The sequence below is a fragment of the Dyadobacter sandarakinus genome, assembly GCF_016894445.1.
Classification (GTDB): Bacteria; Bacteroidota; Bacteroidia; order Cytophagales; family Spirosomataceae; genus Dyadobacter; species Dyadobacter sandarakinus.
The window spans coordinates 964514-986976 of the sequence record NZ_CP056775.1; the positions used below are offsets into that span (position 1 = coordinate 964514).

Below are 22463 nucleotides of genomic sequence, written 5' to 3' on the forward strand. Positions count from 1 at the left end.
ACCGGCTTCACAACGACATTGATGTGAAGCCGGTACCCAAAAAAATGGCGTCACGCATTGTAAGAATCGTTCCAGGGTAAAAAGCCCGGGCAAAGTACCTGTTTGTGGCCGCCGTTCCACAATCGCTGGGGAATATACCGGCGCCATCATTCTACAAATAGCTCGTGGCACGGCTAAGCCGGGCATTATCTAATGTGTTCACAGGTTTCTTTGCAGTTACATCTTCACTATTGATTATTCGTTTACAGCCCGGCATACCACCATTTTGTTGGTGGATGAGTAGCTGGTTTTTTTCTGTAACCCAGGTTGTTGTAAGATAAAATACGTCGACGTGCGTATACTTACCTGCGTTCGACTTACGGTAACGAGCCCGGTACATCCTGTACGCCGCAGGATTTCGGGCATTTCGCCGGTTCTGTATGGAACAGTTATTTGTTCAAAACGCGGCGAAAAAACGATGCGCCGGCAGGATGTTCAGCATGTAATATCCAGCAAGCGACAACCGGCGGTCGTTCATCCACAATACTTTAATATGGCGAACAGAAGTTCACAACGAGCAAGAATCGTTTATTACACAGACCCGCTCTGTTGCTGGAGCTGGGCTATGGAAAAAAGCTGGCAGCAGTTTATCCAGACCTACGAAGCGAGAATTTCCTACCAGTACTGTCTTGCCGGCATGATCCAGGACTGGAAGCAGTTCAATGATCCGGCCAACCCGATCAGCAATCCTACCGAAATGGGTGCGCTCTGGGCGCAGGTGCAGCAGGAACAAGGCATTTCGCTGAATGAAAAACTCTGGGCTGAAGATCCGCCTTCTTCTTCCTACCCGGCCTGTCTTGCCGTAAAAACTGCCGGTTTGCAGTCGCACCTGGCAGCTGAAAAGTACCTTTCCAACCTGCGGGAAGCTGCAATGGTGCAGGGACTTAATATTTCGAGTACTTCGGTTTTATTTGATGTTGCCCGCCAGACCAGTGCCGCCAATCCGGGCCTGCTGGATATGCACCGGTTCGGAGCCGACTTCAATGGACGGGAAAGTCGCCTGGCTTTCAAGGACGATATCCGCAAAGTACGCAGTAACGGCATCCAGCGCTTCCCCACATTTACCTTCACACTGAACGGCAAAGGGTTGATGATTACAGGTTTCAGACCATTTGAAACGCTGGTTGGGGCATTACGCCAGGTACTGTCCGTAGGGTAGCTGCCGCCCGCAGGCCCGTGGCATGAAAATTACCAGGGCGCCCGCTATTATTCAGCATAAAAGTACTTGTATGGATCCGCACGTAGAAAATGAAGTAAGTGAGTTCAATGAGCCGGGCCAACTTGAGGCTTTCCCGGGTAAACCTTACCCACTGGGTGCCCATTGGGATGGAAAAGGAGTAAATTTTGCAGTATTCTCGGAGAATGCAGATAGTATCGAACTTTGCCTGTTTGACGATACAGACGAAGAATACGCCAGAATCAGGATTGAAGAAGTAACACACCATATATGGCACGTGTATGTGCCGGATCTTGAACCCGGTCAGCTTTACGGTTACCGGGTACATGGCCCCTATGAACCGGAAAACGGGCACCGCTTCAACCCGTCCAAATTATTGGTTGACCCTTATGCACGTGCCCTGAGCGGTACCCTCAAATGGGATGATGCCTTGTTTGGCTACCAGGTGGGGAGCGACGATGAGGATCTTAGTTTCAGTGCGGCCGACAGTGCGCCTTTTATGCCCAAGTCAGTCGTGATCAACGAAGATTTTGACTGGGAAAATGATTGCAAAATTGACAGGCCTTACCACGAAACCGTTATCTATGAGACGCATGTAAAAGGTTTTACCCAGCTATTTGAGCACGTGCCTGAGGAACTTCGCGGCACATATGCAGGCCTGGCTCACCCTGCGGTGATTGATTACCTGCAAAAACTGGGTATTACGGCCATCGAGCTGCTGCCCGTACACCAGTTTGTGGCCGACCGGTACCTGGGAGAAAAAGGCCTGACCAATTACTGGGGCTACAACACACTCGGATTTTTCGCACCCGACCCCCGGTATTGCCGGTGCCACCAGCCTGGTGAGCAGGTGAGGGAGTTTAAAACGATGGTGCGGGAGTTTCACAAAGCCGGGATTGAGGTTATTCTTGACGTGGTGTACAACCACACTGCGGAAGGAAATCATATGGGCCCGACCCTGAGCTTCAAAGGATTTGACAATGCATCGTACTACCGCCTGACCGAGGAGAACCAGCGCTATTATATGGATTACACCGGTACGGGAAATACGCTGAATGTGCAACTGCCGAATGTGCTGGCTTTGATCATGGACAGCCTCCGGTACTGGATCACGGAAATGCATGTGGACGGCTTCCGGTTTGACCTTGCGGCCGCGCTCGCCCGCACGCTGCACGATACGGATAACCTGAGCTCATTCTTCAACATTATACACCAGGATCCGGTTATTTCACAGGTAAAGCTCATTGCCGAGCCCTGGGACATTGGGGAAGAAGGTTACATGGTGGGCAAGTTTCCGGTAGGTTGGGGCGAGTGGAATGGCATGTACCGCGACCAGGTGCGGAATTTCTGGCTTGCAGGCGAAACGCTGATGACAGAATTTGCACAACGTTTTACAGGCAGTCCTGATCTTTATCACAATACCTACCGGCGTCCGACGGCCAGTATCAACTTCCTGACTGCCCATGACGGCTATACGCTGCACGACCTGGTGAGCTATGAGGAAAAACACAATGAGGCCAACGGAGAGGATAACAAGGATGGTGAAAATAACAACCATTCCTGGAACTGCGGTGTCGAAGGCCCGACGGACGACCCGGACATCAATGCACTGCGTAATAAGTTAAAGCGGAATTTCTTTGTGACCCTCATGCTGTCGCAGGGCGTGCCCATGATCGTAGCCGGTGATGAATGGGGACGTACGCAGCACGGCAATAACAATGCATACTGCCAGGACAATGAAATATCGTGGCTTAACTGGGATAAAGTCGATCATTCGCTGTTGGATTTTACCCGCGAGCTGATCCATTTCTGTAAAAAACATCCCTCATTTCAGCGGCGGCGATGGTTTCAGGACCTGCCCGTAACCGGATCGGAAATCAAGGACATCATGTGGTTTGAGCCCGGCGGCAGACAGATTCCCGAAGATGGATGGGAGGATTCCGTGGCAGAAGCTTTCGGAGTGTTCCTCAACGGCAGAGGTATCCGGTGTGTAAACATGCGCGGAGAGCGGCTTGTGGATGATCATTTTTATATTGCATTTAATGCAACCGACGAGCCTGCCGACTTCATGCTGCCGGCCGAAGAATGCGGTACCGGGTGGCACATTGTGATCAGCACCAGTGAAGGTTTCATTGGCGAAAAGGATGAGCAGATCAGGCCGGGTGAGCCACTGTCAGTGGAGGCGCGATCCGTACTGGTGCTGAAATGTGCTTTGAATCCCCATTGTTGACCTCAAAAAAACAGGTTTATGTTCAGAAATAGTTTGCTGCTGATATTTGCTGCGTGTACACTGGCCGGGTGCGGGGGTGAAAATACCGGCTCCAACGTACAGGCTCCCGGCGACGAGAAGCCGGCAAAGGACAAGGTGCTGGAAGCAGGGGCCAAGCTCATGCAGGATAAAACACCCCTCAAAAGCTTCAACGCTTACCTGGATGGATTTCACTTTTATAATGGAAACATCAACTCCCAGATGGAGGCGCATCACTACGTCAGCCAGCTGAATGAGGATATGTACCAGGCCATTATTTTTGACGGTAATGCCGCCGATGCAAAGCTGATGGGTGTAGAGTATATCATTACGGAAAAGTTGTTCAAACAGCTGGATCCCCGTGAAAAGCTGCTTTGGCACAGCCATCATCACGAGGTGAAATCAGGTAGTCTGATTGCGCCGGGCATACCCGAAGTGGCTGAGCACGAGCTCATGGAAAAGCTGGTATCGACGTATGGTAAAACGATCCATACCTGGCATACCGACCAGGAGCGCAGCCTGCCCGTGGGCGCGCCGATGATCATGATGGGATTTACAAAAGAAGGTCAGCTCAAAAAGCCGCTGCTCGACCAGCGCGACAAACGTTTCGGCGTATCCACCGCAAAGAAAAGGGAGAACCGCGCCGACATACCGATGCCGCAGGTAGACCCGCTTGCCAATGCCTGGGAAAAAGGCCAGGTGCGCCAGCTCGTGATTTCCAGCAAGCCCGATTCTGCGCTGCACAAGCATTAACATTTGTTTTTACAAAAGAAAAAAGCCTGATACCGGATGCATTAGCTCCGGTATCAGGCTTTTCTGGATAGTCAGGCCGGACGTTGTTCCTGAATGTAGCTTTCCAGCTTGTGCCTGTCGTTTCCTACTGCATTGATGGCGGCGCGTACGGCATCTTTGTCTACGCCCATCTTGTCAGCAAGATAGCTGAGCTCATAGTCCTCGTCTGCGGAGACCCGGTTTCTGTCGCGGAAGTCTCTCTTGGTTTTGTCGTCTGCCATGTGCGTTTATGTTGATGGTTTTGAATATTGGCGTGTTTTTACACAAAAACCATGCTTGCATTTGCAGCGAACCAAAACCAGCACCTTTACTGAATCACACGAGCATTTATTCGGTAAATTTGCGCATCCAATAGCTGCCCAGGTTTTGAGAAAAAGATTCAGAAAGCATATCCGCATGGCGCGGTATGTGGTATACAAAGAAACGCTTGTTGATTTCCGGGACCATTTGTGGACATTCCTCGGCTCATTTGCAGGCATCGGTTTGATTGGCCTGCTCAATGATTTTCAGTTCACCGAAACGGACAATGTTTTCCTGATCGGTTCTTTCGGCGCCTCTTCGGTACTGATCTACGGAATTCCGAACAGTCCGCTGGCGCAGCCCCGCAACCTGCTTGGGGGTCATGTTTTTTCTGCTTTCATCGGAGTGCTGGTGCATTGGCTTGTGCCCGGCGAAGTATGGCTTTCATCCGCTTTTGCCGTGTCGCTCTCCATTGTGGCCATGCAAATGACCAAGACTTTACACCCGCCCGGTGGGGCCACCGCGCTCATTGCCAACATTGGTTCCGAAAAAATCAAGAGTCTGGGGTTTCTGTACGTGCTCAGCCCGGTACTTACCGGTGCACTGATCCTGCTGATCGTTGCAATACTGGTCAACAACCGCGCAGCCCACCGGCACTACCCTAAAAACAAAAACTGGTTTAAAGTCTGGCAGCGCCGGTACCGCTGAGCGGCCGCTTGTTTTCCGGATTAAATCAGCACACCGATTCCGGGTTTATCACCTTGGCGACAAGGATAGGATCCGGTCTGCTTCCACTTGCCGCAGGAACACTTCGTCATGGGATACGACCAGCAGCGTGCCGCGGTATTCATGAATAGCCGCTGTCAGGATTTCAATGTTCTGCAGGTCAAGATTGTTGGTGGGCTCGTCCAGTACGATCATGTCCGGAGCCTCGCTGCTGATGGTCAGGCAACATAGCGCAAGCCGCATCTTTTCGCCCCCGCTGAGTGCGTGGCACGGTTTGTCCCAGTCATCTTTTGTAAACAAAAACCGGCTCAGCCTGACCTTCACCTCATGCTCTTGCAATGCCGACGTATTAACGTGCTGTGCCTGTGCATACACATTTAGACAGGGATTTATGAGGGAGTAATCCTGGTCAATGTACACCGTCCTGCTTTCTGCCCTGAAAACCGTTCCGGTAAGTGGTTCGGCGGTACCCAGGATAATCCGGAGCAGCGTCGTCTTACCCGATCCGTTCGTTCCCCGGATCGCGATACGTTCACCGCTTGTGATCTGAAAAGTCAGGTTTTCTTTCCATAATGGTGCTCCGTAGCCAGCATTTACTTCCGTGGCGGCAAACAGTACCTTTCCTTTATGCAGGGCAGCATGGTCAAACCCGAACTTCATACGGTCAAGATCGGGCCGGGCTGAGCGGAGCTCGTTCAGCTCTTGTGAAATACCCTCAATCTTTTCGGTATCCACGCTTTTGAGCCTGGATGTGCTGTTTTCGGCATTGTTCCGGAGCGTGTTGATCATAATGCGGGCGACGCCTGCCTTTTCCTGTTTCTTTCTGCCGCGTGCATCGAGCTTCTGCTGGCGCTCGGAAGTTTCACGCTCTTTTTCTTCCGCTTTCCGCAAGGCTTTCTCCCGGTTTTGTATGTCCCGGTTCAATGCCTCGCGTTCGGATTCTTTCTGTTGCAGATAAAAATCGTAGTTGCCGCCGTATACCGAGATCCCGCCCTTGTCCAGCTCACAAACCAAATTCACGAGTTGGAGAAGCTGCCGGTCATGGCTTACGACCACCAGTGTTTTACCCGTGTTTTTGATAAAATCATACAGCAGCTGCCTGCCGGCACTATCCAGGTGGTTGCTCGGCTCGTCGAGCAGGATCAGCTCAGGCTGGTGAATGGTTATTCCCGCCAGGAAAACTTTCGTTTTTTGTCCGCCGCTGAGGGTACCTAACTTTTGTGACAGATCAAGATCCGGCAGCTGCCAGTGGTGCAGTGCCTGGTCAATGCGCTCTTCAATCGTCCAGTCGTCGTTCAGCAGGGCCAGGTTTTCTTCGCTTACGTTGCCGGTCAGGATCTCCTGCAATGCATGCAGCCGGCGGTCTACCCGCAGGGCACCGGCTATGGTGAGGTGATTGTACTGGCCAAAGATCTGGGGTACCAGGTAGGGCAGGGATCCGGTTTTTACCTGTCCGGCAGCAGGTTGCAGCTCGCCGGCTATGATCCTCAGCAGGGTTGACTTGCCTGAGCCATTGTTACCGACCAGTGCGATTTTTTCGTGTTTGTTGACCGTGAGATAAAGGTCGTCCAGCAGCAGCTCCCGGTTGGGGTGCAGGTATGTGAGGTTGTGCAAAGTAAGCATCAGTTGTTCTTTGAGGATGAGAAAATCAGCCTGACGCAATGCGACAGGCCTTTTTTATGCCAAAAGAAAATGATGCTCTTACACCGAATTGAGTGATTTGTAACCGCAAAGATAGTATCCCGGACCGAAAATCAGAAGCGCTGTGACCAGTCTTACTGCGGCCTGCGGATCTCGTACAGGTAATTGCGCCGGGGAGGTTCGCCGTAATAAGCTACGTCCAGCTCACCCGTCCTGATGCCCCCGATGCGTTCGACAGCAATCTGGGAGCGTACATTTTCAGCGCCAACCTGGAAGAGCACGCGTTCCACAAACTGGAAAATATAGTTGAGCATCAACTTTTTTACCTGGCTGTTGATCCCTTTTCCCCAGTACATGGTGCCGTAGAATGTGTAGCCAATGTAAATGCTCCGGGCGCTATCGTCATAATCGTAGTACCGCGTGCTGCCGATCACATGTCCGGTAGTTTTGTCAACAATTTTAAAAGCCCCGCCACTTTCAAGCGCACCTTCAAAAAAGTTTTGAAAGACTTCTTTTTTCCACCGGTCCCTGTTGGGATGCTGCTCCCACACCTTGGGATCGGATGCTACTGCATAAAGTTCGTCAAAATCGTGCTCCCGCAGAGGTTGCAGGATTACCTGATCATTTTCGAGCGTGGGCTGGATATCCGGCTGCATGCGTTCATCAGTATAGTAATGCTGCAAATAAGAAAATTTGGTACAGTTCTTATAGTAATGAGGCCATAGTTTTCTAAAAACGTGCATTATGAAAAAGCAAATTATTTGTTCTCTATTCGGTATGATGCTCATGTCCGCAGCGGCTATGGCCCAGAGTACCACTAATTCAACAAATCCCAAGCAGGGAGCAGGCGCGGGCGGTGGCGACTCAACCACCACCACAACCGGTCAGCGGAAGACCAAAGACGGTACCCACCAGGGCAATAAGCCAGGCGGCAGCTCCAAGGCTTCACAGCCGGGAAGAGCTTCCAGGGGAGCCGAGCCGGGTAATGCCTCGCAAGGTGCTACCAGCGCATCCAAGGCCAAAACCCAGCCAGGTCAGCCGGCAAAAAAGGACGGTCAGCAATAGTATGGTTCAAAATAAAACAGTCCCGGCACGAGTACGCGCCGGGACTGTTTTATTTTAAAATAATCAGAAAAAAGATGTGCCGCCAGCTTACTTGCCGGCTGACTGTAATAACTTTTTGGCAGCACGTACGTCGTAATCGGCCTCTTTGGAGTTTTCCCTGAGCAATGTACGTGCATTTTCAAATGCGGGTGTGGCCTTGGGACCAATGTTTTCCAGCACGTCAAGAGCATACACCCGGGCCATCAGGTTGGGGCTTTTCAATGCAGCACTTAACACGCTGACGGGCCTTGTTGTTTCTCCCAAATTGAGCAGCGACTCGGCGGCAGCAATCCGGACGCTGATGTCGCTGTCGTCCAGCAAGGTTTCGAGTGACTGCCGTGCCGGAGCTGCATATTTTTTCAGCACAATTGTACCGATCACAGCCCAGTACCGTACCATCGGATCCTTGTCTTCCAGTCTCCTGCGGATTTCCGGGAACTTCGTTTTATCTCTTAGTGAAGCCATTTCAGCGGTTTCGATCACCCGGGCATAGTTGTACCTGCCACTTTTTGCATAATCATACACCGGCACAGACCCGGCAATGTCGCTGAGGAGCGGCTCGGGTATGAAACCTGCGTCACGTGTTTCGAGCAGGTAATCGTGATTGGCTTTCCGCAGCCTGAGCAACTCCGCCCGGTACTTCGGTTCAGTCGCAAGATTATGAATGTTGTGCGGATCTTTTTCAACGTCGAACAGCTCTTCCGCAGGTTTTTCCTCCCAGAACCGTCGCTGTACCTCATTCAGCCTGCCTGCCTTGTAGGCGGCTTCCCACGACGGAATGGAGGGTGCTTTCCAGAGGTATTCGAGCGGCTGCCCGTAGATTTTTTGTGGCAGGTAATTGCGGATGTAGCGGAACTTCTTGTCGCGCACGCTGCGGGAAAGGTCGGTTCGCTCGTCCATTCTTCCGCGGAATCCATACGCATAGGTACGCTCAGGCTCTTTTTTGTTTCCAAGAAAAGCCTTGCCCTGCATGTACGCGGGAATGTTCAGGCCGGTGATGCTGAGGAGGGTAGGTGCAAAGTCCAGAAAAGTCACAATGCGGTCGGTAACCGTACCCGGCGCTCCCCCGGCCAGTGCGCGATACCGATCCGGCACACGGATAATGAGCGGAATATGCAGGCCCGATTCATACATAAACCGCTTGCTGCGTCCCAGGATGCCACCATTATCGGCATAGTAAAACACGATTGTATTCTCTGCCAAACCCTGCTCTTCCAGTTCTTTCAGGAGTGCACCAGCCTGGCGGTCCATTTCCTCCACCTTATCATAATACTGGGCCCAGTCGTGGCGCATTTCAGGCGTATCAGGATGGTAGGGCGGGAGCGGGACCTTTTCCGGGGCATGTTTCAGCTCAGCATCCGGAACAGATGTGTGGATGCTGCTTTCGTGGGATACATTGAGATTGAAGACGGCAAAAAACGGCTGTCCGGGCTTTCTGTTGCGGTAGGTTGCTTTGGTACTCGACTCGTTCCAGGCGTCGGGCTGGTCGGTCGTATTGTAATCTTTTTTGGCATTGTTGGTGGTATAGTACCCTGCATCGCGCAGGTACTTCGGGAAAAAGGTGACGAAATCAGGAACTGGGTAGGTACTTCGCATGTGCTGCGTGCCCAGTGAAGGCGGGTACATACCGGTGATCAGTGTGCAGCGCGACGGCGCACAGACCGGCGCAGTAGCAAATGCATTTTTGTACAAAACACCCTGGGTGGCCAGCTGGTCGAGGTTCGGGGTAGTCGCAAATTTGTCGCCATAGCAGCCCAGCAGGGTTGTATTGTCCTCACTGACGATCCAGAGAATATTGGGCCTGTCGGGTTCCTGGGCGTGGAGTGCAGCTGCCGACAGCAGCAGCATGGTAAGTATGGGTAGCAAGTGTTTCATAGAAGCGGAACATGGGTTAAACTGAAATCCTGCGAAGTACTAGCGGCAATTTATGAAAATTTATTTACTCCATCGGATTTATAGATTTTGTAAAATATCCTCTGTGTTTAAAGGATGTGGTGTGGCTGGTTTATCCTGGTTACATGTCTATTTTTGCATAAACCACATCCAAGCCAAACATCCGGCCCAACCATGAGATATATTACGCTGACCATTTTCCAGATTCTTCTTGCATTGTCCTTCGCATCCGGACAAAAAGGTCCTGTGATTACCTACCGCAATCCGGTCATTGCCGGCGACTTTGCAGACCCTTCGGTCATACGCGTGGGGGACACGTTTTATGCCGCCGGCACCTCCTCGGAATGGGGGCCGGCCTATCCGCTTTATACCTCCAAAAACCTGGTGGACTGGACGTATGTAGGTCCGGTTTTCAAAGATCTGCCTGCCTGGACCATGGGAAGTTACTGGGCACCGGAGCTGTTTTACCGGAACGGTACTTTTTATGTGTACTACACGGCCCGCCGCAAGTCTGATAAAAAATCGGTGATTGGCGTGGCGAGTACCAAAGACCTGAAGAAAGGTTTCAGGGATCACGGCGTCCTGCTCGAATGGACGAATGAAGCCATTGATGCATATGTGGTGGAGGATAAGGGTAAGCTTTTTATGACCTGGAAAGCCTATGGTCTCGACAAAGGAAGGAGCATCGAGCTGCTCGGGGCTGAGCTTTCGTCGGACGGGCTGAAGGTGACCGGTAAGGAGTTTTCATTTATCAAGGCGGATCAGCAGGGCTGGGAAGGCGGCGGTGCTGAGGGACAGGCCATATTCAAGCGCGGAAATTACTGGTATATGCTTTATTCGGGCAATGCATGCTGCGGCGAGCAGTGCGACTACCAGGTAGGTTTTGCAAGAGCTGAAAAGCTGCAAGGGCCGTGGCAAAAGTTTGCGGGAAACCCCGTGCTTTTCGGTGACGAAACCTGGAAATGTCCGGGCCATGGCACCGTCGTCACCACGGCTGATCAGCGCTACTTTTACCTGCATCATGCTTATAACGGGGTTGATTTTACCTTCGGTGGCCGCCAGGGTGTACTGAGCGAACTGGTATGGGATGAGGTGACCAAATGGCCGCTCTTCCGCTATGGAAAGGCGGTTCCGGCGCAGGCTGAGGCACCTTTCGGCGCCAGTATGATTGTCAATCAAAATGTTTCCGTGGATTACGAGCGTGACACATTACAGCTGCCATGGGTGTACGACGCCCACTTTGCTAAACCTAACTATGCGCTGCGTTACGGTGCTCTGCAGATTGAAAACAGTAACCATGCGCTGACGGGAAACTTTCTGGGGATGGTTGTAAAAAAAGGTAATTATACATTCAGTGCCGAAGTTGGCATGAGTGAGCTGGCGCAGCACATTGTGCTTTATGGCGATGCGGATAATGCGATTGGGTTCGGGGTACGGCAGCACATGCTTGAATTATGGCAGCTGAAAGACGGAAAAAAGGAAGTGATCCGCACCCAAGAGATCCCGGAGCGGTATCGGGTGGTCGAACTTGCGGTCAACAGCCGGTACGGGCGGTTTTTCGAATTTACCTGGGGGGTAAAAGGTCAGAAGATCGATTCGCTGGCAAGTCCGGTCCGGCTGGAAGCGGCGTGGCTGCCGCGCTGGGACCGTGCGCCACGTGTGGGCGTAAACGTAACTGGCGACAAACCGGGTACAAGCGACATCCGTGCCGTACAAATGCGGTATGAATAACTATTTGTTGAGCGATGCGTGCAGGCTGATCTGGCACATTTTTGTATGACAGCCATGCACCCGGCAGCAGCTGGATTTTTTTAAATCGCTTTGACAGATGAAGATAGGGGATAAGTTGTTAAAAGAACTCAGCAAGAAATACCAGCCCGACAGCATGATCAACAGCCGGTTTGAGCGTTACGATCTGGCATTCAAAACCGATAGCGAAGGAAATCCAATTTTGCTGTTTATTGGGACATTGAAGCCGGATGGTCAGGTCAGGGGCAACCGTTTTGTTCGGAACATCATACGTGATGCCAGCGGAAAGGTGTTGAAGGATCACTGGGACCATAAAGGGCGTACATAGCACGAGTACTACAAGAAAAATAAATATTTTTATAAAATATGTTCGTTCCTGGCATTCTTTTTGTAGAATTACTCTTGAACGTTTAAGTTGACGAGCTAGTTAAGGGTTATTGAGGCGTAAATGGAAGTCTGTATCAGGCTTCCATTTATTGTATACAGCAATGCTGTGAATTTCGAAAAAAACAGCATTTACAAGTCGCTCATAGTCAGCATCCGGAAAATTAATTTCACATTTACACATAAAAAATATCGCCTGAATGTTGACTTTGATGTTCCAACATGTACTTTTGCACCACGAAAAACGGTTGCGGGCTAGTAAATACCAGCGACATTCCCCGAGAACGTTTTCCGCACATAGCATGCCGATTCCGTAGCTCAGCTGGTAGAGCAATCGCTTCGGCGAACCGACACCGCGCGGCGGACCGCTTTTAATGTATGGGTCCTGGGTTCGAATCCCACCACAGGTGAAGTTAGCAGCAAAACAAGATTCCGTAGCTCAGCTGGTAGAGCAATACACTTTTAATGTATGGGTCCTGGGTTCGAATCCCAGCGGGATCACTTCAAGAAGTAACAAAATGCATCAAAAGCTTGCAAATCAACAGATTGCAGGCTTTTTTGTTTGCTGCAACTATACCAAAACGTTCAAATATTCTCAAAGTTTTGGTGAGTACTTCGGTGAGTCAATCAGTCTGCAAAGTTTACTCACCAGAAATCACGTAACTAATTGAAAGACAATATGTCCACGCAATGGACATCTTGCGCTGACTAGGCTTGCAAGACTACATTTGTTTAACCTTTAAACCAGAGAATGGTTATGAAAACAAAGCTGAGTCTGCTTTTCTATTTGAAGAAGCCGAGAAATTATCAGGATGCATCAATACCCATCTATTTAAGAGTTACTGTTGATGGTAAAAGGTCAGAGATCGCGACGGGACGGGAATGTGAGCCAAAAGTGTGGAATGCCGCAGCTGGCCGTATGCTCGGTAACAAGGAAGTGGTGAAATCGCTTAACGCATATCTTGGAAACCTTGAACAGCAATTCTTGGATGCTCAGGCATCACTGGTTCGGGAAGGAGAATTCGCCACTGCCGAGAGCATAAAAAATAGGTTTCTCGGGATCGGGCCAAAACAACGAATGTTAATGGCGGTGGTTGTAGAGCACAATCGACGATTGCATTCGTTGATTGGCCAAGAATACGCAATTGGAACTTTCAAGCGGTACGAGGTGCTGAGACGCCACACCGAAAGCTTCCTTAAGGCAAACTACAATGTCACGGACTTCGATATTAGACGCATTGATTTTGCTTTCATCGCGGACTATGAATTCTATCTACGCTCAGTTCGCAAAATGGGAAACAATGCCGTGGTTAAACATATGAAGATGTTTCGCAAGATCGTAAATATCTGCCTCGGAAACGGCTGGATCAGCCTTGATCCGTACCTAAACTTCAAGGGCAAATTTAAAAAAGTCGATAAAGCAATTCTTAGCAAGGAAGAGCTTGACGCGATCGCCGGAGTAGAGTTTGCGAGCGATCGACTTACCCAGGTCAGGGATACCTTTCTATTCTGCTGTTACACGGGTCTTGCATATTCAGACATCCAGAGTCTGGAAAGAAGCGACATTTCAAGAGGGATTGATGGTGAGCAATGGATTTTTACTCAGCGGACAAAAACAAATGTAAAATCTCACATTCCCCTCCTTCCCGAGGCACCAGCGATAATTAGGCGTTATGAAGAAGATCCAGTTTCTCAGTCACGCGAACTAGTTCTCCCTGTTCCGAGCAATCAGAAATGAATGATTACTTAAAGGAGATAGCGGTGGTTTGTGGGATTGACAAAGTTCTTACTTCCCATGTTGCCAGGCATACATTCGCGACAACAATTACTTTGCAAAATGGTGTACCGATCGAAAGCGTTTCGAAGATGTTAGGTCATACGAACATCCGCACGACACAGATCTATGCTAAAATCCTGGATTTGAAGCTGAGTGAAGATATGCAAGCCCTAAAAGGTCGATTAGCCAAGAAGGCCGGAACAGGTCAATAGCAAAGTATGTCAGAAAAGGTAGAGCCGTCAAACCAGATTTGGCGGTTCTCTTTGTTTCAAAGTATTTAAGATTTTAAGAAGAGCAATTGCCAATAAGATATCATGTTTGGACAAACAAAACTCGGCCAAAGGGCAGCTAAATAAGTGGCCCATTATTCGAGCCTGTCGATAAGGTTAGCCAAAAGCTTACGGCATAATGGCGGTATCTCATTGATATATGATGTAGTAAAAGACCGCCAGCCTCCGGCACTTATTCCGTTTCCTTTTGGCTATTCGGGGGCCACTGTTAGAAGGGCTCTATCTCTGGTTTATTGGCGTTCGGCCCGATAGTCAAAACAATGGGGTCGGCAAACAGCTTATGAATGAGCTTGTCGCTGAATCGGAACGGATGAAAAGGCCCATTTATCTGGAAACCTCCACAGTCAAAAATCTGCCCTGGTATAAGAAGTTTGGACTCAACGTCTACAATCAATTAGACTTTGGATACAATCTTTTTCTCATCAGAAATGGTCAATAGCAATGCGCGTCGGAGGCACAGATATGCACGTTGTGACACTCGTGTTTATCATACTCGAACTGATCATGTTCGTGTATCAGGTATTTTTCTATTTATCCCATCCAAAGGATAAGCGGAGGCTGTATTACGTCGGCTTATTGTCTTTCCTCATACTAAAAAACATAGCGAGCGGTTTTTTTCCAGATCCAAATCTGAACTACCCTCCGCTAGTTGCGCAATACGCTATTGCTTACGGAATGGGGTTTTTGATGGGTGCTTATTTTCCTTACTATTTCTATAAGGCGTTCGAACTTGGCCGCCTGCGCTGGCACGCACTATATGGCGTGCCTCTGTTTATCCTCTTGCCATTTGTAATCATTTTTCCTGGCAAATTCGTATTCGATGGAAACATAGACTCAGCGATTAATTATGGCATGATAATCCCGGCTGGATACGCCCTGGTGCTCCTTTACACTATTCAACGTTCCATTCAGGACAAATACAAAAAAGAAATACAGAACCGCCGTTTCTTTGAAGTAACAGCCGTTTATCTCGCAGTGATCCCCTGGGCATCATTGCCCTTTTTCGCGTTTTTCCGCATTCATCAAGTGCCGGAAGCACTTCTTACTAATGTGGGTTTCATCGTAATCACTGTGCTTTTCATAAGAAGGTCAATCCAGGAGAGCAGGGAGGAATACAATCGGCTGAGCAAATTGGCGAGTGGAGATGAAAAGGTGTCAATGTCCAAGCTCGATTTAATCGATCAAATGATTCGTCAGTTGGAAGCCAGCGGCATTTCGCCTGCCCAACGTTTTGAGATAAATCTCGGGACAGTTGGGCTAACTTCCCGTGAAAAAGATGTTGTTCGCTTAGTCCGAGAAGGAAAGTCATATAAGTCCATAGCAGACCAACTTTTCATTTCAGAGCGGACGGTGAGTAAGCACATTCAGAACGTTTTCGAAAAGCTCGGCGTCTCCAATAAAATTGAATTACTTAGTCGGCTAGAAATTTGGGAAAATGGCTAAATTCGTCCAATAACCGTCATATACGTGTTTATGCGTAGTCGAAATACGCTATAATGCGTAGCGGTTAACCCTCTAAATACTTGTTTTCTCGTATTTACTTTCCTCGCCTAATCTTCGAGTTTTACATACCATCAGACAAGTAGTCCACGGATGCGAAACGAATAGAAGATTGATATGGAAAAGCGGTATGTATTAGAATGGTTGGATCGTGCAATTAATGAATTCAACCCTACACAAACGCAGTCTGCGAACTTTGAGGATCATCGCTTTAAATCCTTTTTGAAGGAGGTTATGGATGAAACGGCCAGACAGATTGCTTATTTAAAGAAGCTTGCCTTCCAGTATCCTAAAAAGCGAAAATTCCAGGAAGTTTTAGATTTATATTTCAGTGCGCTGAATAATCTGATTGACAATGCAAGGCTCAACTTGAAGCTGATAGCCAGTGAATCAGTGATCTCGAAGAAAGCGCTAGAGCTTGTCCTCGCCAGCTTGGCCGACATTCATACGTTTCTTTTGAACAGGTACACAGTTAGTATAAATCCAGATGAGCCACTAAGAAAATACAATTTAGCGGTGCCAGTCATTGATTTTGCTCAACCGACAGACAACATCTTATTGTCTAATCATCCGGCGCTTGCGTCCTTAATAGAAGATGAATTTGACGCAGTATTTAGTACAGGTAATCTGGCAAACATCACCCCACGACAGGCGAAGCACTGGAAAGATCTCAATGACCAAATATGCACTCCCGAACAGCAAAATCCCGGTGATGAATATTTTTGCAGCTTAGAGTTGTTACTCATTGAGAGGAATTTCAACTCCACGAAGTTTGTCAAATATCTAACGAATCGCTTTACCAGCCACATGGAGGAATATGCATCTGGTAATAGTATCGAGAAGTTAGCCTACATACAAAAGTTATTCAATCAAATACCGGTAATCAAGGGATTGGCTTACGACCTACAACATGATGACCTGTCGCTGACTATCAACAACTGGTTTATATGCGAAATAGAATTCAGGTCTCGAAGCAATACAGGGAAAGGCAGGGAAGCCCCGAGCACGGCTACCAAGTCAAATGGCTGTATTAAAAAGACTGCCGATAAGGTACTTTGTAAATTAACGGTAGATCAGTTAGCTCTTTTTTTCAAGGCAGCCGACCAATCAAAAATTATCGCCGCTAAGTCGCTTTCTGCTATTTTCCAAGCGGTCGCGCCCTACTTATCAACTCCGTACAAAGAAGACATTTCTCACGGAAGTTTAAGATCGAAAAGTTACTCCGTCGAGGGACGTGATGAGGAGCAACTTCTTAGCTTTCTCACCAAACTGACCCGGCAAATTGAAGAGCTTTAAGCTGGCATATCTTTTTTGCCTTTATCATTGATTAATTACAGAATAACATCTATAGACATGGGAATTAAGCCAGGACCTAAAAAAGTTGCCGACTCAACAAAAGAGCCAGACAAGCGCCAACGGGACAATAAAGAATCCCCAGATAATCGCCTTCCTTGCTTGTAAATTGCACTGTTGCCTCGGTTTCATTGACAGCAATTGCGCCGGCACAGCCGCATTAAGGTCGGTTGAAGTTTACGCCCTCGATTTCAAATTTTACAGTATGTTTTTTTGTGGGAATTCGAGGTCAACATTGCCTGATCCATCAAGACCAACATAAGTAACTTCCCCAATGTAAACTCCTGAAAGTGGGTTGTATAGGGGCACAGGGATGGAGTTTTCTCTTTCGCATCCAGTTAGTACTGTTATTGATGCTAACAACATCGTATGGGAAATTTTCATGGCTATACCAAGTTGTGCTTGAATGCGGTTAGATATTTTCTATATTACTATGAGAAATTCATCGACATTGCAATTTCGTTAAAACGAACTGCTTTAACATATATCCTTACTTTGATGTATTAGTAGTAACTATAATTTAAAGTACAACTATGGAAGACCATTTTGATAGATCTTGTATGGAACAGTCTGATGAAAACTCAGATCGGATTACTTATGCGTGCATGGCCCTTCTTCTCGCTGTCAACCTCGGTTTGTTATTGTGGGTATCGTTATGAACTCGAATGGCTGAGTAAAGGTCATTTTTACACGTATCTGAGTACTCTATCTCCACTTCGTTTAACTCGTACTCTCCAAGTTTAATGTGTAGCCTGCCAAAATCAAATTTGAACTGCAATCGGAAGTTGTGCAATGCCCACGTCACTTCTGTGGTATTAACGTCGTAGATGATTGCTGTAGCTTAAAACGAGCGTGGCTGTTGCACAACTCAAAAAATAATCTTTTTATTTTCCTTCACCGCGCATGAATACTCGCTTGACTTTTCGCCAAAATCCTTTGCTTGTCGACTTGTAGTTCGGATTAAATTCGAACAGCTCTGAAAGGTTTCCCTCATTATCTACTTTCCAAGCCCCCAAAATGTGTTCAGAAGGAACGTCTTCTTTGCCCTGATATGGTTCGTCAATGACATAAACCCACCCACCGGGATTATTTAGGGCCTCTTTGAATGCATCCTCCGTTGGAACTGGTACCTTTTTCATATCAACTGTATTGTAGGACAGGCATTGATGTACTTCAATCAAGTTCCGATGCTTCATGATCGTATGCAGCCGCTCTTAACAAAAACTGACTACTAAATCCTTCACAATGCATCTGAAATTTTGTAACTTCAGGAATGCAAGGAAGGAAAAATTACTCGGAAAAACTGTTCGTCAGCTTCCAACTTTCAGACCGCGTTCCTAAGGAAAATTTCTATCGCAGGCTTGGCGAAACGCTGGATTTACAGTTTCTATACAATGACACGCGTGAGCTGTATGGCAAAACTGGTAATCCTTCGATCGATCCGCTCGTATTCTTTAAACTGATGCTAACTGCGTATCTGGAAAACATCACATCGGATCGTCGACTTATGGATCATTGCTCGATGCGAATGGATATTCTGTACTTCATCGGCTATGATATTGACGAACCGCTGCCGTGGCATTCTACTGTCAGCAGGACCAGGCAACTATATTCCACCGCGCTTTTTGAGTCGTTGTTTGAAAAAGTCTTTGCCATGTGTGTTGAAAAAGGAATGGTAGCAGGTCACACTCACGCCGTCGATTCAGCTCCTGTGAAGGCAAACGCCTCGATAGAAAATCTTGATTTAAGAGTTCCTGCACAGTCAGTTAAGGCGCATCTCACAGCAGTTGACGCTGACAATTTGAGTGAGAAAGAAAGTGACGAAGATGATAAGGCGGCTATAACTGCTAGTGCAAGTCAGCTCAAAAGCCTGGCAAAACATCAAGAGAACTTGATTGCTACCAAGGCCAAACGACCGGGAGCTAGTAACGAAAAAGCGCAGTTGCTTAGTAATAAAACGCACTACAACCCACACGATCCGGATGCCCGAATTTCAATCAAACCGGGCAAGGCTAGAAAACTCAACTATCACTGTTCAATGTCAGTTGATGCTGCCCAAGGGGTTATAAGTCATATTCAGGCCGACTTTGCTGACGGCCGGGATAGCCAATATTTACCGAGAGTTGTGAGTGTCTTGCAGGATAGACTTAGGAGAAACCATTTGCGACTAACTGATCTGATGGCTGATGCTGGCTATTCAAATGGATACAATTATCGATTCCTGGAAAAACGCAAAATTACGGGCTGGATCCCAGTCTTTGGAAAGTTCAGACCGCAGGTGGATGGCTTTGAGTACGATAAAGCAACAGATTCGTACACTTGTCCTAATGGGAAAAAGTTGCCGTTTCGGTCCCTCGAATACAGCCAAGAAGGTAAGCCCTTTAAGGCATATTGGACTACCAGGAGTGACTGCGCGGCATGCCCACTGAAACAGAAATGTATTCCTAAGGCTGGCACAAAAAGAATTGCGAAGACGATCTACGAGGAAGAATACCAGCGTGCTTATTTGCGCCAACATACGACAACCGGGAAACGCATGAAAGGTTTAAGACAGGGAACAGTTGAACCGGTCTTCGGCAGCTTGACTCAGTATTATGGGCTCAACAAGATTCCAGTACTCGGAATTGATGGGGCCCACAAGACGATGCTGATGGCAGCAATTGCCTTTAACATTAGAAAATACATGAAGTGTCACACCAAGAAGTTCGCCGAAAATGCCCTTCACAGAGCCAAAGATTATCTCTCAGAGCAACTTGACAATTTTAACTTACACTTTGGGTGCAGAAATTGGCTTTTCGTTCATATGATCCGAGCTGGAACCAGTGCAGTAAAATACTTGCATAGTTGTGCAACAGCCACGAGCGTTATGTGCGACACTTATACTGCTAACGACCATATTATAAAACGTTTACCTCAAACTCATGTTTTGTTCAGATAACCCTCTTTATGTTAAATAACAAAACACAGAACAAGGGGGTGAAAGGGTTTTTGGGGAAGTTCTTAGGATAGTGCAAAGGAAGTGAGCACTGAAACTAAAACTTGTCACTTATCAAGTATGGCAGATTACGGAAAATCGGGGAATGTCAGCCTTACCCTATACTAATAATAAAAACAGAGCTTAAGTCTTTTTTATTCAGTCTACTATAAATATAATCCTCTGTTACCTGCTCGCATTATCCGATTCCAATGATTGCCCTAATAATTTCTTTCTCGTTTTTTCTGTCTGTTTTTCGTCTATCCGATTTGTCTTTTGCGGCATATTTATTTTTGTCTGAATTAAATGTCATATGTGCTTCTGAAATTGTTGAACCTTGTCTAATCATAAGTCCGTTTAATGGACAAGTTTCATAACCACAATTGTGTTTTGAATAGTCTCCAAAATTTCGGTATCCAAATTTTTTGTCTGCTAATATTTTTTGTTGATTATCAATAATGTTGTTCCAAAGTTGTCGTTCGTCTGCTTTTGTTAGCTCTTGCCCAATTGTTGTAATGTCAAAATATGTTTTTGGGTCTTTCAATTGCAGAAAGTCAAAGGTATTTTTAAAAATCTTGTGAGCGTATTCTCGAACCTCAATCTTGTCGGCAAGGTGTAATTTATCATTTTCAATAATTGAACGATAAAGCCCTAACGTATTAAAATCTGTATATTTTTTATAATTGTCAATATAAAAGAAATACTCTTTCAAAGTCAGCTTATTAAATTTCTGTCCTATTTCCATTGTCGATGTTTTTGTCGATAGGTTACGGTCGGTCAATGCTTGCAGGCAGCTCGCCGATTGACGCACTTTTAATACAAAATACGCATTTTTATTGTTGTAGAGTACTATGTTGGAGGATATACTTAAGGGACCTTTTAACAAACTCACAAAACGCCCGTTTTCTGCGATACTCGCCGCCAGCCTCTCTTTACCTTCAAATAAAGCCATTTACCCTCTCAAATCGTCATCTCACATTTATATGTAACATTTTCGTATCTTTGCCTGAGTACGTGAGACAAAGCCTATGATTTTTGGATATGCCAGGGTTTCAACTTTGGAGCAAAGCCTGGACATGCAGCTCGACGGGTTAAAGCAGGCCGGCTGCCAAAAGATTTTCCGCGAGAAAGTCTCGTCAGCCAAGGAGAGGCCCGAGCTGGCCAAACTTGTTGAAGCCCTTCGGCCGGGCGATACTGTGGTGGTCTGGAAGCTTGACCGGCTGGGCCGATCGCTCAAAGAACTGATCACCCTAATCACCGACTTTCAGGAAAAGGAAGTTGGCTTCAAAAGCCTGAACGATGCCATTGACACCACCACTGCCCAAGGCAGGTTAATCTTTAACATCTTTGCTTCGCTTGCCGAGTTTGAGCGCGACATCATCCGCGAGCGCACCAAGGCAGGGCTGAACGCAGCGCGCGCCCGGGGCAGGATGGGAGGGAAGCCCAAGGGCTTAAACAAGGAAGCCATGGCCAAAGCACATGCAGCCAAGACCTTATACGACCAGCAGGAAAAGACCGTAGAGCAAATCGCCCAAGTTCTGGGTATCAGTAGGGCCACCGTCTACCGGTATATCAATGCAGTTAAGGACTTATGATTGTTCTTTAAGACCAAGCCGTAACTTGTGATAATTCACCATTTAATTACCTGTATAATGAAAGCAAAAAGTATCCGGTTCTTCTCACCCGAGGAAAATCAGGCAAAACAAGAATCAACTGCTAAAACCAAAGCACTTCCGACCGGACGTATATCTGGCTCCAGAAAGGTGTTATTCCCATCAGCAACATTAGAAGAGCTGGGTATTGAATCAGACAATGCATGGTTTCAAGTAGGGACTGATCAAGGCAAACGCAAGATCAAGAACTTATACCTTGTCGCCAATGACCAGCAGCAAGGCTTTCAGCTCGTGCGTACCGGCAGGGCTTATTCCTTACCCTTGGAGCTGATCCTTTCCAAAGGCGGCATCGACTATCAGGCGCAAAGCTACGTCTTTGAGGCCTCGATCTTTGACCATGAAGGAACTCCTGCTTACCAGCTGGCCTTGGCACCTGAATCGCCGCAGGAAAAGAAGCCTTATACAGGCAAACCCCGTGGAAGAAAGCCTAAAAACCAACAGCAGGAAGTAGATAAACAAGCAGGCGAGTAACCTAAGCATTTTTAGCTTCTGGTTACCTATATAATCATCAAGGACTAGCTGAACCTGATAAGTATGCATGATCAGATTGCTTTTTTAAGCGAGTGGGGGGACAACACGCTGGACTTCTCTAAAAAGGCACCCGGCAAACCGCTTGCTTCTACCCACTTTGTTATCACCGCATTGATCATGCAGCAGGGTCAGCTAGCCGAAGTGACGCCGGTGCTCCAAGCCATCAGCCGGCGCCACTTTAATGGTGGCGTGATCAGCTCGAATGTTATAGGCAATGACCACGCGAAAAGAAAAGAGATCCTGGAAGACCTGGATGAAGCGCCCTTTAAAGTCTTTGCCGTGGTGGTGGACAAAAGACAGGTGATCGGACAGGGGCTGCGCTACAAAGGCTCTTTCTATAAGTTTATACATTGACTGGCTGATCTTGAGCTC

The 22463-nt window shown here is 47.7% G+C and carries 22 protein-coding genes and 1 tRNA gene; 17 read left to right on the top strand and 6 right to left on the bottom strand.

All coding sequences use genetic code 11. The features are described from left to right. The first annotated feature begins 532 nt into the window (after nucleotides 1–532). From HWI92_RS03815 to HWI92_RS03825, 3 genes are all read left to right on the top strand, one after another. Nucleotides 533–1198 (top strand): DsbA family oxidoreductase, encoded by a 666-nt coding sequence (locus HWI92_RS03815; protein WP_204660860.1) that lies wholly within the window; start codon nucleotides 533–535, stop codon nucleotides 1196–1198. A 70-nt stretch (nucleotides 1199–1268) separates the two neighbouring features. Then, nucleotides 1269–3446: a glycogen debranching protein GlgX gene (gene glgX, locus HWI92_RS03820; protein WP_204660861.1), complete on the top strand. Its 2178-nt coding sequence runs from the start codon at nucleotides 1269–1271 to the stop codon at nucleotides 3444–3446. Nucleotides 3447–3464: 18 nt separating this feature from the next. Next, a complete protein-coding gene (locus tag HWI92_RS03825; protein WP_204660862.1) occupies nucleotides 3465–4217 on the top strand; it encodes an OBAP family protein in 753 nt (250 codons plus the stop codon). A 71-nt stretch (nucleotides 4218–4288) separates the two neighbouring features. Here HWI92_RS03825 and HWI92_RS03830 read toward each other — a convergent pair whose 3' ends face one another. Next, the gene (locus tag HWI92_RS03830; protein WP_204660863.1) at nucleotides 4289–4477 is read right to left on the bottom strand and encodes a DUF3606 domain-containing protein; all 189 of its coding nucleotides are present in this window, start codon (nucleotides 4475–4477) and stop codon (nucleotides 4289–4291) included. Between the two features lie 175 nt (nucleotides 4478–4652). On the opposite strand from HWI92_RS03830, the gene HWI92_RS03835 reads away from it, so the two are divergent. Then, entirely contained in the window at nucleotides 4653–5204 is a 552-nt protein-coding gene (locus HWI92_RS03835; protein WP_204664230.1) for an HPP family protein, read from the top strand. Between the two features lie 48 nt (nucleotides 5205–5252). Here the strand turns inward: HWI92_RS03835 and abc-f are convergent, their stop codons facing one another. Further along, the gene (gene abc-f, locus HWI92_RS03840; protein ID WP_204660864.1) at nucleotides 5253–6845 is read right to left on the bottom strand and encodes a ribosomal protection-like ABC-F family protein; all 1593 of its coding nucleotides are present in this window, start codon (nucleotides 6843–6845) and stop codon (nucleotides 5253–5255) included. A 152-nt stretch (nucleotides 6846–6997) separates the two neighbouring features. Then, complete coding sequence (locus HWI92_RS03845) at nucleotides 6998–7519, bottom strand: GNAT family N-acetyltransferase (RefSeq protein ID WP_204660865.1); 522 nt, start codon at nucleotides 7517–7519, stop codon at nucleotides 6998–7000. 88 nt (nucleotides 7520–7607) lie between these two features. Here HWI92_RS03845 and HWI92_RS03850 point away from each other — a divergent pair, with 88 nt between their 5' ends. Further along, nucleotides 7608–7928 (top strand): hypothetical protein, encoded by a 321-nt coding sequence (locus HWI92_RS03850; RefSeq protein WP_204660866.1) that lies wholly within the window; start codon nucleotides 7608–7610, stop codon nucleotides 7926–7928. 87 nt (nucleotides 7929–8015) lie between these two features. Here the strand turns inward: HWI92_RS03850 and HWI92_RS03855 are convergent, their stop codons facing one another. After that, nucleotides 8016–9842: a sulfatase family protein gene (locus HWI92_RS03855; RefSeq protein WP_204660867.1), complete on the bottom strand. Its 1827-nt coding sequence runs from the start codon at nucleotides 9840–9842 to the stop codon at nucleotides 8016–8018. Nucleotides 9843–10034: 192 nt separating this feature from the next. Between HWI92_RS03855 and HWI92_RS03860 the strand changes: the two genes are divergently transcribed. From HWI92_RS03860 to HWI92_RS03890, 8 genes are all read left to right on the top strand, one after another. Next, on the top strand, nucleotides 10035–11591 hold the full coding sequence (locus HWI92_RS03860; RefSeq protein ID WP_204660868.1) for a glycoside hydrolase family 43 protein: 1557 nt from the start codon (nucleotides 10035–10037) through the stop codon (nucleotides 11589–11591). Between the two features lie 97 nt (nucleotides 11592–11688). Further along, nucleotides 11689–11937 (top strand): hypothetical protein, encoded by a 249-nt coding sequence (locus tag HWI92_RS03865; RefSeq protein ID WP_204660869.1) that lies wholly within the window; start codon nucleotides 11689–11691, stop codon nucleotides 11935–11937. 484 nt (nucleotides 11938–12421) lie between these two features. Next, nucleotides 12422–12494: transfer RNA gene (locus HWI92_RS03870), tRNA-Lys, on the top strand. A 256-nt stretch (nucleotides 12495–12750) separates the two neighbouring features. After that, nucleotides 12751–13731, top strand: coding sequence for a site-specific integrase (locus tag HWI92_RS03875; protein ID WP_229248835.1), 981 nt, complete (start codon nucleotides 12751–12753; stop codon nucleotides 13729–13731). Beyond that, nucleotides 13728–13982 (top strand): tyrosine-type recombinase/integrase, encoded by a 255-nt coding sequence (locus HWI92_RS25235; protein WP_229248837.1) that lies wholly within the window; start codon nucleotides 13728–13730, stop codon nucleotides 13980–13982. Before HWI92_RS03875 ends, HWI92_RS25235 begins: the two co-directional genes overlap by 4 nt. A gap of 265 nt (nucleotides 13983–14247) precedes the next feature. Beyond that, complete coding sequence (locus HWI92_RS25550; RefSeq protein WP_204660870.1) at nucleotides 14248–14499, top strand: GNAT family N-acetyltransferase; 252 nt, start codon at nucleotides 14248–14250, stop codon at nucleotides 14497–14499. A gap of 2 nt (nucleotides 14500–14501) precedes the next feature. Continuing rightward, nucleotides 14502–15503 carry a response regulator transcription factor gene (locus HWI92_RS25480; protein ID WP_310589513.1) on the top strand — a complete coding sequence of 334 codons (1002 nt, stop codon included), beginning with the start codon at nucleotides 14502–14504 and terminating at the stop codon, nucleotides 15501–15503. Nucleotides 15504–15677: 174 nt separating this feature from the next. After that, entirely contained in the window at nucleotides 15678–16856 is a 1179-nt protein-coding gene (locus tag HWI92_RS03890) for a hypothetical protein (protein ID WP_204660871.1), read from the top strand. 941 nt (nucleotides 16857–17797) lie between these two features. Here the strand turns inward: HWI92_RS03890 and HWI92_RS03895 are convergent. Further along, a complete protein-coding gene (locus HWI92_RS03895; protein ID WP_204660872.1) occupies nucleotides 17798–18052 on the bottom strand; it encodes a hypothetical protein in 255 nt (84 codons plus the stop codon). Between the two features lie 134 nt (nucleotides 18053–18186). On the opposite strand from HWI92_RS03895, the gene HWI92_RS03900 reads away from it, so the two are divergent. After that, on the top strand, nucleotides 18187–19851 hold the full coding sequence (locus tag HWI92_RS03900) for an IS1182 family transposase (RefSeq protein WP_204660873.1): 1665 nt from the start codon (nucleotides 18187–18189) through the stop codon (nucleotides 19849–19851). A 235-nt stretch (nucleotides 19852–20086) separates the two neighbouring features. On the opposite strand, the gene HWI92_RS03905 is transcribed toward HWI92_RS03900, so the two are convergent. Next, nucleotides 20087–20839, bottom strand: a complete 753-nt coding sequence (locus HWI92_RS03905) for a hypothetical protein (RefSeq protein ID WP_229248839.1) — start codon at nucleotides 20837–20839, stop codon at nucleotides 20087–20089. Between the two features lie 76 nt (nucleotides 20840–20915). Here HWI92_RS03905 and HWI92_RS03910 point away from each other — a divergent pair, with 76 nt between their 5' ends. The 3 genes from HWI92_RS03910 to HWI92_RS03920 all read left to right on the top strand — a co-directional run bounded on the left by HWI92_RS03910 (nucleotide 20916) and on the right by HWI92_RS03920 (nucleotide 22445). Continuing rightward, nucleotides 20916–21482, top strand: a complete 567-nt coding sequence (locus tag HWI92_RS03910; protein ID WP_204660874.1) for a recombinase family protein — start codon at nucleotides 20916–20918, stop codon at nucleotides 21480–21482. Nucleotides 21483–21539: 57 nt separating this feature from the next. Next, the gene (locus HWI92_RS03915) at nucleotides 21540–22031 is read left to right on the top strand and encodes a hypothetical protein (protein ID WP_204660875.1); all 492 of its coding nucleotides are present in this window, start codon (nucleotides 21540–21542) and stop codon (nucleotides 22029–22031) included. Nucleotides 22032–22094: 63 nt separating this feature from the next. Further along, nucleotides 22095–22445 carry a hypothetical protein gene (locus tag HWI92_RS03920; protein ID WP_204660876.1) on the top strand — a complete coding sequence of 117 codons (351 nt, stop codon included), beginning with the start codon at nucleotides 22095–22097 and terminating at the stop codon, nucleotides 22443–22445. Nucleotides 22446–22463 lie beyond the last annotated feature (18 nt).